Source organism: Legionella nigrisilvae (assembly GCF_977063395.2).
On sequence record NZ_CDRUGZ020000020.1, the window covers coordinates 402,615 to 416,358 of the forward strand.

Consider the following 13,744-nt stretch of genomic DNA (forward strand, 5'->3'; position numbering starts at 1 on the left):
GCTGTCGTTGACCGCTTCTTACGCAGCAGGAGCGGTCAATAAGCGAGCTTCGCTTCCTTCTTCCGGTAATTGCTTAGTAAGCCAATGATCTTTTAAATCTACCTCTCTATCCGTTTCTACCTGGTTAAGGAAACTACTGAAAAATAAGGTTTTTCCTGCAGCTAAACGCCCGAGTCCTATAAAAATCCCTAAGCCAAAAAAAGTGACACTCACAATCATCGCGATATCAGCTATTAGACGGCGTCCATCGTGGCGATGTTTAAATTCAGAGTGGGCGGCATTAATTATATTCTCAGCTTGCTTTTTTAGGGGAAGGTCTGACAATCGGATATCCAAGGCCTTTCTATAAAATTGATCAATTGATTGTTCGTATTCGCTTTCATATTTCTTCTCTTTACTAAGAGCAATTTTTTGATCTCGGAACTCTTTTAGAGTTAATAGATCCTGAAGCAAAACTGGAGTGAATTTTTCATATGATTTTTGCCTTAGAATTACTTGCTTAAGAAGTTTATCTTGTAAAAGTGCCTTCATTAATTGAATTTGGAGCGGCTCTTTAATGCCATTAAGGATTGGTTCAAGCCGGTATAGAAGCGGATCTACCAGTTGTGTTGGAGATTCAGGTGAAATAACTTTGACCTCAAGTAGCTGTTCATATATGTATTTGGTCCGTACTAATTTCTTATGAATTTTTTTGGCACATTCAGCAGTCAATTCAGGATCTAATTGCTCAAAATTTTCTATGATTATGGAAAATGATGGATTGTCAAATATACGTTTTTTAGCATCTACAGAAGTTGCTTTCCTTAGCTCAAAATATAATTGATACAAACTATCCTCTGTTTGTTTTATTTTATATTCATCTTGAAACGGGTCGGGTGGTAATTTTTCAATTAATTGCTTTAAGAATACAAAGTTTCTTCTTTTCTCTGTAATCTTTTGGGCTGAATTGATTTTTTCAAGGTACGTCTTAAAAGCAAGCGCTGTGGAGTCTTGCAATTGAGGCGCGTAATGTTTTTGCTCTTTTTCCGGAAGCCTTTGATATTTTTGTTCTAATACTTTAAGCGCTGCATTGGGGTCTTCTTCTTTTGCAAAATCGTGCAGAAGCGTTAGGAATTCGCGTAAATTTACAAGTTCACACTGAGCCTGTTCAACAGCTTTATGAGCCTCAAAAATAAAGGAAGTTTCATGCGCTAACTTTTGCAGCTCTGTAAAAAACCTCTCTTTGTCAATTAGATCCACATGTTCTTTAAACTGACGAACCTGTTCTCCAAAATGGTAAATCGTACGTAATTTAATGATTTTCTGTTCAATATTATCTTTACGCTTTTTAAAACCCACCTCTTCAATTTGAAATGCTTTATCCATACGTAGCCACAATTCTTGATTATTCGTGACTCGTCGAACCAAAGCACTCGGCATTTCTGCATTTAACTCTTCCAAACATAGAGTAACAAGTTGCACACCATTCATTTGGTGCAGCTCCTCATCACTAATAGGATAGAAAAATGGACTTTCAAAAACCTCGACCGGAAGCTCCTGAATGTTACTGGAGTGCTTTGTTAATTCTTCATTTGCTTTTTTAAATCGTTCAACAGCTTCTTGAAATAAAGTGACTGTAGCATTCATCTCCTCCCATGAGGTTTTAGCTATTTGTTGCTTTTTTAAATCTCGGAGTATTAAAACTACCTCAGTACCCGCAGATAGTAAGTTACTTATTTTGCTCCAGTAAGTATGAGGTTGATGGATTCTACATTCTGCAGCAGGATGTTCGTACGGTTTAAACGGCAAAGAACAAAGATCGGTACTATTTAAAGCATATAAACGTCTTAGGATGGTACTCTCACGATACTGGGGCAAAAAAGCATGTCCCTCATTAAGCTCGGTCTTTTTATTCGAGTAATTAGCAAGAATATTTGTTGTTTGAGAAAAATTGTGTTCCCAATGATTAAGAGCCTCTGCGTTTTCAGCTAAATAGTCTACATATAAATTAAATTGTTTCGCCAGATCGTTTAAATCTAATTTCGAGTAATCAATTAGATTGATTTGAGCAAGGGGTAAGAGATTTTTTTGTATTCCGGATATCAGTTGAGGAAATGAAATTTCATCGCTGGTTGTTAAAGTGATAGGTTGAGTAAATTCTTTTGCCCGGTCTGTAATTTTTCTCAGCTTATCAATAGACTCTATACTGATAGAAACTGGCTCATCGCATAACACCCAGCTTGTACTTAAATCAGATATCTCTTCTAAGGATGATGGGAAGGGATTTTGCAGGGCATTTATTTGGATCTCAATCTGTTGAAGAAAAAATTCCAGTGCTTCTTGCTCTTTGGTAATGGGCTGTTTCTTAAAATGCTTTTGCATAATCAATAGCTTTTCCAAGATAACTTTGCTTTCTTCCTGTAAATCATCGTATTGATTTTTTAGCAACAGTTCCTGATGTGTTTGGTTCAATTTCGGATCAATCCCAAGCTGCAATTTAAATAACTTTTGAATGCGATCAATAGCTTTCTGGTACGGAAGTGGAATATTTTTTAATTGCTTAATTTCTGCAATCTGATGTTTCAACGGTTTATAACTATCCACATCACCTTGTTGTAATTTTTTAATCGTTATTAACAAATTGGCCTGTAGGTTTGAGAGAGCAGATTGACTCTCAAAATCCATTTGCCCCTCAATAATGAACACCTGATAAATACGTTTCAAATAAGTATCAAAATCAAGTGTAATGTAACTTAAGGGATTATTTTCAGTCGCTACAGCAGTTTTTGGTTTGGAGAGCAGAAACGCTAATAAATCTTTTTTATGATCTTCGTCAGCCAGAAGCCGGAGTTGCTCTAAAGTTTTTTTGACAGATGGCCAATTCTCATCGTTAATCGTAACTTGCATTGCGCCGTATTTATCCGGTGGGAAAACACCTTTTTCGCTTACAAGTTTGGCTTGATATACTGGATCACTAAAATATAAAGACCCAGCAGCAGTATACGTATCTGAAGCGCCCTTTAATGAATGTCCTTGACCGAATTGATCATGGTCTTGTTGTACATTATTAGCATACTTTTTTGCCCCCATTAAAAATTCTAACGGGGAAGCGGCAGGTGCTGTTTGTTCAAGACCAAGCATGAGCAAACAATCTGTGTCATTGCGGTGAAAATAAAAATGACCACTGAAACCATTAGCTGATATTTTTTTTCCATAAAAATTATCTTGCCCCTCGCCACCCATAGCGATATTAATACCAAAATCCTGGGGAGTTTTGATAAGACCGGGTAATTGTCCCATTAAACCCAGCAAAAAACCCTTTCCTTCGACAATTTCACCACCCATACCGCGACGCACATTATGTGTGGCTGAGCGGGAAAAAACATTTTTTCCATCAGGAGGGAAATAATTTAATAATTCTTCCCTATTTGCTCCGGTTAATCCTTTATAGTCAAGAATAATACGACTGGCATGCGATAAATAATCAGCAATAGTTAATTGATCCGAGGGAGCTTGTAATTTCGATGTTTTAGATAAATAAGGGCGTACTTTGAAATCACCCGATGCTAAACAGGATAGTAATAACTGCGTCATATTAACGGCAATATCATTCTTAGGATTATAAATGAAAGTTTTTGCCCATTGCTCAGCAACAGCAGCTTGATCGTGTTCAATGGCACACGAAAGGATATCGAATTTTTTATAAGACATTTTTTTAATCAATATTGAATTTTAAGCTGGATGATAACAAAAAAAGCGTATGGATAGCAAAAAACCCAATTGTATAATTGATGATCCAGTAAAGTTAATTGCTCCTTTTGCAATGAGGTACCTCGAAGCAGAACCCGAGTAATTTTTCTTTGACAAAAGACACCAAGATTCTCCTTTCCCCGCATCCAGGCTATAGCGCATTGTTTCAGTGGCTAATATTTGAAAAATTACTATAAAAATCAAGCAATAAAAAATGTTGGGATAAATGGAAAGAATTCGAGAATTATTATATTCTTAATCTTGAGTTTCATACTCAAGTATACAAACAATTTTATAAGGATAGTAATAATGAATGCATGGAATAGTGTAATTTTTGTAAAAAGTAACAAAGCAATGTCTGATATGAATGCTATGGCTAAATGGGATGGCGTAGAAAAAATGTGGTCTACAACAGGCGAATGGGATTGGTGCATTAAATTGGATCAAAAATCATCCACTCCTGAAAAAGCTGAGGAATTTGTTGCTCGTATGCGTGCAGGACATTGGGTCACTGAGACCAAAACCAATTGGTGGAAAGAAATTGCCGCAAAATAGTAGTGTTATTAACTCGGAGCAGAATGCTCCGAGCCCCGCATTTTTAGCGGCCTTGATACTCCCTTGACCTCATCTCCCAAACCAAATCTGCTTCCAGATGAAGATATTCAATACACATTTATGGTATTATAGCCCTGAGTCCAGTTAGGAAACAAACCAGAACATGTGAATGTCACTTTATGTCAACTTCACAAAACTATGAAAGCAGGTACTAAATATGTATGGGTTTTTTGATTTTAAGACATTAAATATGTCATTAAAATTAACAATACAAGATAGAGTGTTTCTCTATATGTTTAATCAAGCAAATCGTGAACAAAAACTTGCGCTAATTAAAAATCAGAAGATTGAAACCATTGCCCGCCTTACCTATCACGTCCCTTCCATCGAAGAATTTTGCAAGGATCAAGAATTAGTTGAATACTGGGGAAAAATATGGTGCGCCTATGGTGTGGCTTTAGCACAGCAAAAAAATTTACCCTTGGTGATGTTTTTTTCCCAACCCCAATTAAATCAGTTTAATTTAGTACGAGGTGCTTATTTTTTTCATTACTCACAAGAAATAAGAAAAAATATGAAGAACGATTTTGGATTTTCCGAAGTTGAATCGCTCAAAATTGCCATTCGATACGGTTCTGTTCATGCAATTCAGCGTTATAATGAATACATTTACCATAAATTACAACAAGCTAGTACTGAAGAATCCTACACTCTTTATCAACAACTAATCTCCAATAGCAAACGGATGCTTCCCTATTACGGCAGTTATGGTTATATGGTTTTGGCGGAGGCAATATCTCATTACTGCTTGTGGTTACTAAATAATTCTAAAATGGAAGAAGCTCAAATTGAATATAAGCATGTTTTAGATGCTTTGGATTATGCAGAATTAATTTTAAACGAAAGCAAATACAGCATTCAAAATGCAAGTATAGGTGCAGGCCTTAAATGCAGTAATTCTAAGGGGTTTGAATTACCCTCCCAGGCCAAAGATTTTTTTATTGCATATTATACCAATGCTCTTGCAGAAATCTCAGCTTCCTGCTCGAGTAGACCGCAACTGATCTAAAATAGAACAAATGGTCTATATTATAAATAATACAATGAATCCTTATTTCTGATAAATAAGGGAGGTTATGATATGTCCCCTAAAATTTTTATCTCTTACGCAGTTACTCCCAAAAAGGAACTGGTCATCTCAAGTTATCATGAAAAAGTCCAGTCCATGGTTAATGGTTTTGCTTTAATTAAAAAGGATGGCTTAAAGTCGGGAGACTTAAAAAAACTAGAAGAATCTCTTCCTGAAGAATACGATAATAACGATGTAAAAAATAAACTCCTGGGATTATTAAAAATTATTAAACAGAGTGAAGATTTTGATACAGTAACCTATAGGGGCGATTTAAATTTATGTACTCACAAAAAAGAAGAGTTAGCCCCCTTTTTGTTTGACGGGACCTTAAATGACTTTTTCTCAGGAAAAGGGGTTAAGTTAATTTTAGAGTCTGCGAATGTGGAATATGTCGAAGGCGCTATAAAGTTTGCAGATACCATCCAACTAAGCAATGTAATTTTGCAAACTAAAACGGCAACTAAAGATGGAATATCGAAAACGTACCCACCTCTAAATGCAGAATCATCTATTCCATTACCTGAGTCCGATGCGCTTGCTCAACCTTCTATTAGTATTAAAGACCCTCATGCTTTAAGCGATGCGTTAGGGAAAGTAGGGATTTTTAATACCCCAAAAACGGAAACCAGTCCTAAGTCGACAAATGATCTCCCTAGGCCAGGATTTTCAACTGAAATAAATGAATGAGTGATAACAGAGGAGGAATAAAAGAGCCTCCTCATTCATTTCACGAACCTTTATCTTATACCTGAATGTAACAAAGCCATAAATTCATAAGGACTCAGTTGATTTGAGAAATACGTTCCTTGCCCATATTTACAACCATATTGCTTCAGCTGTTCTCTAATTTCCTTATCTTCTACTCCATCAGCCATTACCTCTAGCTCTAAGGTTTGTGCTAATTTAACAATCGCTTCAACAATTTTAGACTTCCTCTTGTCTTTAATCATGTTCAAAATAAGTGACTTATCAATTTTTATTTCATTAATTGGCAAATTGGCTAAATAAAGAATTGAAGAATAACCACTACAAAAATCATGTATTGATAGCTTCACGCCTAAATTGCTTAATTGATTTAATACTTCAATTGATTGTTCCTGATCCGATAGACACGCCCGCTCATTAAACTCTAAGGTCAAATACTCTGGAGCAATTTTATTTTCTTTAAGTAATTTCTCTACAAATTCTGGTAATTTTTTATCAACCGCATCCTGAACAGAAAGATTAACCGATGCAAAAATTTTATGTCCTGCCTGATGCCAAAGTGCTAATTGTTTCGTAACATTTATTAACATGAACGAGGTTAATTGCTGGGTTAAACTCGATCGCTCAATAAGTGGCATAAATTTTTCCAAACTGAGTAAGCCATATTGTTCATGTACAAAACGCACCATGACTTCAGCACCAATGATTCTACCTGTTTTCAGCTCCACAGCAGGTTGATAATAGATCTTCATCTCCTGGTTTTCTATAGATTTCTTCAAGGCATTCATCACAATTCGGTTGGTAGTAAAGTCCTCTTCCATATTTGCATTATAAATAGCAAAAGGCTTTTCTTTCTTTCTTGCATGAAAAACTGCCGTTCGTGCATGACTGATTAAAGAAACGTTATCATCTCCATCACGAGGATAAATTGCAGCTCCGGCCGTGGTACCAATATTTACATGGATACCATCTACTATAAAATCAAGAGTCGTTATCTCAACAATGTTTTTCAATAAGGTGTTATAATTAACCTGTTCATTCAATCTAGGAAGCAATAAAGCAAATTCATCGCTTTCTATCCGAGCTATAGTATTTATGCCCATAGTCGCTTTCAGCATAAAAGGGTTAATTAACATGTCTTTTAGTTTTTTAACAAACTGGGTTAAAACACTGTTGGCATTAAAATCACCGAAATTATCGTGAATGACCTTAAAATCATTTAATTTTAATATAATAACCGCCAATTCATGTAACTCCTCCATTTTATTAATGGCTTGTTTGATTTGCTCACTAAACAGGAAGGCATTAGGTAATTGTGTGAAATAATCATGTTCACTTTTATATTTTAGTTTTGATTCGAGATCGCTACTTTTATATAGAAGAGCTTCCGTTTTATCTGCAACAAGTGATTCTGTGGTGTTCACCAATCCATGGAAAAATGATTGCCCCCAATAAGCAAATAGAAAAGGAGTTAAATCAAGAATCCAAATGGCAGGATTTGTTGTTTGCGCCCTAATAAAACCATTTAGATTGACAAATCCTGTGATTTGATAAGACACAACCAGCGAAGCGATTAAAATACTACAAATCGAAATGCTTAATCCTATATAAGCATATTTGTTCACATATTCTTTTAAAATAATTGAACTTCTTGCGATATTGTAATTTATGTCCATATAAGTAATGGTGACGTGTGTCCATAACTTAATTTTAGTACTTTAATTTATAAGTGGGTAACGATTAATAAGAAGAACCAACAAATTATCGAAATTATTCAAATAACTGGGTGGGTTTGGGCTTTACTAAAAAATAGGTGGGCATATCCCCTATTCCTTTGACTAAAATGGTTCCTCTTTTTTCAAATTCAAAAAGATCTTTCAGCAGTTGATAAGTTTCTTCACTCACATGAATTCGATCGGACTCACCATGAGACTCCATACGGCTTGCTATATTGATGGCTTTCCCCCACAAATCATAGGCAAATTTTTTCTTGCCAATGACTCCGCCCACTACAGCTCCAGTATGAATTCCTATGCGAAGATGAATGGGGAAAAGAGAGTCTTCATTTACAGAACACTACAGGTAAAATGAGGGACGCTTTTAGCAAATGCGTCCTGGTGGTAAGTGGAGCCATCGTCAACTCGTGCACTTAAGGATATTGTGTCAAATTTATGCAGCTGATTCTTTGGAGGCAATAAGATTCCTCTCATAAAATCGCAACTAGATCTAATATCTTTCTCTGGATATAACCAATTTTCATTTGAGGAAGTTATATATCTTTGGGCGTTTGGTTTTATAATATGATTGATTTTTGATACTTCAATTTCATTTTACTCCCTAGATAATATGAAATTAAAAGAGTACTAACCAATGTTTTTCTTATGAGCTTTCTGATCTATCGATTAAACTGAAATACATTAAACATTTTATATACAATTAAGGAAGTTATGGATGTACACGAGACGCTATTTCGTTGATGCATTAATTAAAGCTATTAAAGAAAATAACTTCGAGGATGTGATAGACCTGGTTAGGTTAATCAATGAGCGATCGCCCGCTTCTTTATTTGCTTGTGATGAAGAGAATAAAACGCTTTTACATCTGGCCTTAGCAACTGGTGATGAGGAACTATCTAACTTTTTATTTAATGAAATGAAAAATAATAAAGTGATTTATACAAAAGACCATGAATTAAGAACGGTTTTTTGGTATGCAGCAAAAGATTCATTTTGCGATATTTTTATCAAGCTACTAAATCAGGCAAAAAAGGACGAGCAACAAACTTTGATTTTTGCATGTGACATATATAAATCTACACTTTTACATAAAACAGCTTGGCTTGGTCAGCTTAAAATTATAGATATCTTATTTCATCATGTCATTTCAGATAAAGATAATGAATTTATTAATCAAGCTGATGATGACGGTAATACGGCATTGCATAAATGCTATCAGGTACTTCTGGATTGCAGGAAAGAACAACCAATAGATGAGGAGTCTATAAAAAAGCACATTCAGATCATAGTAATACTATTTAAAAATGGAGCAGACCTACATCTTTTCAATAATGAAAATATCACACCTTTTATGTTGCATAGGCAACTTCCTATCCGCGATCAAGAACATATTTTGCTTTGTCTTAAAAGCGGAGAGAGGGCACAATTTTTACGTGCTTATGCTCAGTTATTCGAAGAACAAAAAGACAAATATGATCCCATGGTAAAAAGTATTTATATACGATATAGCGGAACTCTTAGCCTGGTCGAGTTAGTAAGAGCTAATTATTTATGTAATCCAAGAATGATTCCAAGAGCATTATATCTGCAAAGTGTGAGCGTACCAAAAGATCAAATATTATCCTATGAAGCTAGGGGGTATGCTTTTATCGAGTCAGATCAAAGATCTTTTGAATCAGAAAAAGGTAAAGAAATAGTTGAAGATCGTGGTGATAAAAATGACGAAGACTTTGTCTTAATGATAGGACAAGAAATCATCCCGGACTCCATATTAGTGGAGATGCCGCGAGCGTTCAAAGATAATTTAAAATCAGACACAAAGCTTAATACAGTAGCAAGGAGCAATATTTCGAAATCCTTTCCTTCATCTTCAATCACTTATCACTACCAACATTCAAATAATGACAGGCTTGTTTTGAATTGCTTGATTAAGCAGATGGAAGATTATTTAGCTGACTTACAAAGACGCACTCCACAAGCTGATCCATGTTTTAGGGCGGCAACAATAAGTATGTCAGGTGGATCTATTTGTTGTTCACTAGTTATTATATTATATTTTATTTATCGTGCTGTTGATGCCTACCAATATTTAAAATCTCATAAAGAAGTGCTTGACTATGAAACAAGAGGATATTATAGAGAGCAGGTTGACTTATACGGGGCTCTTGCAATATTGACACCTTGGCTTCTTCTTATTCCTGTAGTCGGGATATCTACGTGCTCTGCTAATTTTTGGAATATAGAAAAAAAGATTGCAAATCTTGAATATCAACGCTTTATTGAAAGATTGGAACTCATTTCGAATAAGCTGGCTGATATGCAAGGGCTTCACGCCCCAATTTATCATGACATTCACGTGCAATTATTGCGAGATATTGGCTTATTAAAACAGGATCAGTACCTGGAGGATACCATTAATATATTTACACGTTGTATTGAGGCATTAAAGGTAATACGACGAGACGTAACAAATAATGAAAAATTATCAGCATATTCAATTTTTTCACGTAGGGAAATTGTTATTACAGTAAATGAAAGTACACCGTTACAACATATTCCCCCATCCAGATTAACTTATGGAACACTATAAATACTTTCTGACTTTGCAGCCAAAAAGCATTGATTCATTATTTTCAGCACAACCTATTGATTTTATTAAGACTGCTAGCTAATCTTGCTCCCCTAAGAGGAGCAATGTTGCTAATGACACCAGCAAAAGAATTACCCATTGTCATTAAAAATCTCAGGAAGAAGTTGAGCAGATCGTTGCATTGGTGCACTCATCCAACCTACCTGAGGGCACAAAACCGTTTGTCATTGGTTGTATTCACCTGGCTTCTTGGATCCCGCGGGCACTGCTCGAGCATAAAGTCTCTGTATCCAATTTAAAGCGGTTTATCTTTGGCAACAGAGATAAGACCACGAACCAATAAGACAATCTCCAAAGGTAGAACATAATAACACTGCTGCAGGAGAACCTGCGCCGAGCCAATCAAATTAAGAGAGCCATGCGCCCAAAGAGCCTAAAGGACATGGACGCCTTCCGCATACCGCCTACATCAATGTACAGGAACACACCATTCCGTAAGAGTTCCTGAGCGCCTGTGAACTATGTCCACATAGCAGTGGCGGCAGACTTTATTCCATCAATCCCGGCGTCCTCATTAACATCAAAGGGCAAAATCTGGCCTCTGTTGATAAATACTGGACTGAGAAGCTACGATGTGCTTTATGTAATGAAATCTTTTCAGCCACCATCCCAGCCCATGTCGATAAAGAAAAATATCATCCGAGTTTTAAAGCAATCTTGGCGTTACAAAAGTACTACATGGCCATGCCATTTCATCGGCAAGAATACGTTCTATCACTTCTTGGTTTTCCCATTCCGGCATCTACCCAATGGCAACTGATGGAAGAATTAGCTGGTTGTGCGTTGTTGGTATTCCCAGTCTTAGAGAAACTAGCGGCCAATGGTTCTTTGGTTCACATTCGCATGCGATTGGTAAAAACAAATACGCCGCCGCTGAAGGGGTCATCAAGAAACTTTTGTCGGAATAAGGCTTTCAAGCCATCGATGCCTTTTCTAAAATCAATGGGTTCAACAGCAAGTAACAACCGATGTTGTGGGGTAATCTGCAGCATCATTGCTCCAGAAATCCAGAATGAGTTTTGATACCCTACTCAGAGGCACTGCATTGATTTTCAGTATACTGCCACAGGGACGATGAAGTTCAACACTACCAAGCGCATCGTTATTCGATAGAAACTCTGAATCAAGCCTCCTCGTAGGTTTTCCTTTTACCTCAACAAATTTCAGGTCCGTTTTCTCTACAGGCAATAATTTTTTCCTGATTTGGATTGGACTAATCCCTAAATGACTGCCGATTTTCGAAGGAGTATAATCACCCAATAATCCCTTGACCTGCTCCCATAACTCATCAGGAATTTGCCCGCGCATTGTTCGTGAGGCTCGCCAGTGTCTATAGGCTTGTTTGACCGTGTCTAATAATCACATCACGTATTATTACATTCGACTTCTTAAACTGTGCTAATAAATCAGACCCCTTCCATTGCACTTGAGCTAATCGATTTATTGCGTGAATGTTTTCATTTACTTATCCATTAAAAAGGAGCTCTAGAATTAAAAAATTATAGTTGATTAAATGGATGTCGGCATTACAAATAAGTATATTTTGGGATATAAAGTTTTAGAATGAACTTGTAGCGTAATCCAAGTACTTTGCAGTATCTTAGATTACGGTTGCTACCCTCAATCGATATTCAAATTTCTATCGCTTCGGGCCAAACGCCACATTGAACCTGTCCAATATGTTTTTTCTGTAATAACAGCATTACCAAACGAGATTGACCAATACCGCCCCCAATCGTTTGAGGTAAAGAACCAGAGATTAATTTCTGGTGCCAATCAAAATCCAACCGGTTTTGGCAACCAGTTAATGCCAATTGATATTTTAAGGTGGACTCATTAACTCGAATACCCATCGAAGAAATTTCAAAAACATCTGAAAGTATTGGATTCCAAACTAAAATATCACCGTTTAGTCCAGTGAAACCCACTTCATTCACTGTACTCCAATCATCATAATCCGGTGCGCGTAAATCATGGGGCTTGCCATCAGATAGTGCACCGCCAATTCCAATTAAAAAAACTGCTCCATACTTCTTAGTAATAGCCCGCTCTCTTTCTTTAGGGGATAAATGCGGATATAAAGCGAGTAACTCTTCTGTATAAATAAAATGAATATATTCAGGGAGAAATGGTTTTAAACCATAAAAATCACTCACCATTTTTTCCGTTTTCTTTATTGCTCCATAAAGTTCAATAACGGTTTTTTTCAAATAACTTAAACCGCGATCATGAGCATTTATAACCCGCTCCCAATCCCATTGGTCTACAAAAACTGAATGGGTTGCACTTAACACTTCCTCATCAGGTCTTAAGGCACTCATATGAGTATATATACCTTCTTCAGCTTGAAAACCAAAGTCTGCGAGCAATTTCCTTTTCCATTTTGCTAAAGAATGAACAATTTCAAAGGAACGTTCTGGCATGGCTTTAATTTTCACAGAGACTGCTTGCTCTGTGCCTGACAAATTATCTTGTACGCCATCCCCGACACACGTTAATAATGGTCCCTGCACTTCAATAAGACCTAATCTTTGTTCTAATTCGCGAGAAAAAGAAGTCTTAACAAAGCTTATTTGTTTTTGTTTTTCAATAAATGCCTGCTTCATAATACTACCTTTAAAATTAATAAAGTTGATATTATATTGCTTTTTTTATGTATTTTTGTTCTAAATTTAAAATAAACCTAGATAAGAAAAATAATATTCATTAAAATAGGATTATTATTAGAAATAATTTAAAAAATTGCCATGAAAGACCTTGAAAATTATCAAATCGATAATCTGGACCAAAAAATACTTAACGACTTAATGAAAAATGCGCGTACTGCGTATGCGGAATTAGCTAAAAAATATGCTGTAAGCCCCGCTACGATTCATGTCCGAGTAGAAAAAATGCGTCAAGCAGGAATTATTGAAGGGGTGCATGTGCATGTTAACCCTAAACGTTTAGGATATGATGTCTGTTGTTTCATTGGAATTACTCTTAATCATGCGAAAGATTATCAGGCCGTCTTAAAAAAACTGGAAGATTTAGAGGAGGTCATTGAAGCTTATTACACTATTGGCCATCATTTTAATATCTTTATTAAGGTAATGTGTCAATCAATAGAGACCTTACAGCAACTTTTAGTCAATAAAATTCAGCTTATTGAAGAAATTCAATCAACTGAGACGTTGATCTCATTACAAAATCCCATCATGCGCTCAGTAACCCCATAGTAAGATATATAATATTAAA

The 13,744-nt window shown here is 36.0% G+C and carries 10 protein-coding genes and 1 pseudogene; 5 read left to right on the top strand and 6 right to left on the bottom strand.

Annotated features, from left to right (window positions below; translation table 11 throughout):
- Nucleotides 1–18: 18 nt before the first annotated feature.
- Nucleotides 19–3,690, bottom strand: coding sequence for a LepB GTPase-activating domain-containing protein (locus ACWTE2_RS10465; protein WP_454785316.1), 3,672 nt, complete (start codon nucleotides 3,688–3,690; stop codon nucleotides 19–21).
- 348 nt (nucleotides 3,691–4,038) lie between these two features.
- Between ACWTE2_RS10465 and ACWTE2_RS10470 the strand changes: the two genes are divergently transcribed.
- The 3 genes from ACWTE2_RS10470 to ACWTE2_RS10480 all read left to right on the top strand — a co-directional run bounded on the left by ACWTE2_RS10470 (nucleotide 4,039) and on the right by ACWTE2_RS10480 (nucleotide 6,103).
- On the top strand, nucleotides 4,039–4,284 hold the full coding sequence (locus tag ACWTE2_RS10470) for a hypothetical protein (RefSeq protein ID WP_454785317.1): 246 nt from the start codon (nucleotides 4,039–4,041) through the stop codon (nucleotides 4,282–4,284).
- A 250-nt stretch (nucleotides 4,285–4,534) separates the two neighbouring features.
- Complete coding sequence (locus tag ACWTE2_RS10475; protein WP_483099548.1) at nucleotides 4,535–5,353, top strand: DUF5630 domain-containing protein; 819 nt, start codon at nucleotides 4,535–4,537, stop codon at nucleotides 5,351–5,353.
- A 72-nt stretch (nucleotides 5,354–5,425) separates the two neighbouring features.
- Complete coding sequence (locus ACWTE2_RS10480) at nucleotides 5,426–6,103, top strand: hypothetical protein (RefSeq protein WP_454785319.1); 678 nt, start codon at nucleotides 5,426–5,428, stop codon at nucleotides 6,101–6,103.
- A gap of 50 nt (nucleotides 6,104–6,153) precedes the next feature.
- On the opposite strand, the gene ACWTE2_RS10485 is transcribed toward ACWTE2_RS10480, so the two are convergent.
- Complete coding sequence (locus ACWTE2_RS10485; protein ID WP_454785320.1) at nucleotides 6,154–7,797, bottom strand: putative bifunctional diguanylate cyclase/phosphodiesterase; 1,644 nt, start codon at nucleotides 7,795–7,797, stop codon at nucleotides 6,154–6,156.
- Nucleotides 7,798–7,891: 94 nt separating this feature from the next.
- A pseudogene (locus ACWTE2_RS10490) lies at nucleotides 7,892–8,179 on the bottom strand (adenylate/guanylate cyclase domain-containing protein); the annotation flags it as partial.
- A gap of 393 nt (nucleotides 8,180–8,572) precedes the next feature.
- On the opposite strand from ACWTE2_RS10490, the gene ACWTE2_RS10495 reads away from it, so the two are divergent.
- A complete protein-coding gene (locus ACWTE2_RS10495; RefSeq protein WP_454785321.1) occupies nucleotides 8,573–10,447 on the top strand; it encodes an ankyrin repeat domain-containing protein in 1,875 nt (624 codons plus the stop codon).
- An 893-nt stretch (nucleotides 10,448–11,340) separates the two neighbouring features.
- Here the strand turns inward: ACWTE2_RS10495 and tnpB are convergent.
- The 3 genes from tnpB to asnA all read right to left on the bottom strand — a co-directional run bounded on the left by tnpB (nucleotide 11,341) and on the right by asnA (nucleotide 13,113).
- Nucleotides 11,341–11,502 (bottom strand): IS66 family insertion sequence element accessory protein TnpB, encoded by a 162-nt coding sequence (tnpB, locus tag ACWTE2_RS10500; protein WP_454785322.1) that lies wholly within the window; start codon nucleotides 11,500–11,502, stop codon nucleotides 11,341–11,343.
- Nucleotides 11,456–11,815: a hypothetical protein gene (locus tag ACWTE2_RS10505; RefSeq protein ID WP_454785323.1), complete on the bottom strand. Its 360-nt coding sequence runs from the start codon at nucleotides 11,813–11,815 to the stop codon at nucleotides 11,456–11,458. Before ACWTE2_RS10505 ends, tnpB begins: the two co-directional genes overlap by 47 nt.
- 323 nt (nucleotides 11,816–12,138) lie before the next feature.
- On the bottom strand, nucleotides 12,139–13,113 hold the full coding sequence (gene asnA / locus ACWTE2_RS10510; RefSeq protein WP_182392786.1) for an aspartate--ammonia ligase: 975 nt from the start codon (nucleotides 13,111–13,113) through the stop codon (nucleotides 12,139–12,141).
- Between the two features lie 141 nt (nucleotides 13,114–13,254).
- Between asnA and asnC the strand changes: the two genes are divergently transcribed.
- Nucleotides 13,255–13,725: a transcriptional regulator AsnC gene (asnC, locus tag ACWTE2_RS10515; RefSeq protein ID WP_454785324.1), complete on the top strand. Its 471-nt coding sequence runs from the start codon at nucleotides 13,255–13,257 to the stop codon at nucleotides 13,723–13,725.
- Nucleotides 13,726–13,744: the final 19 nt, after the last annotated feature.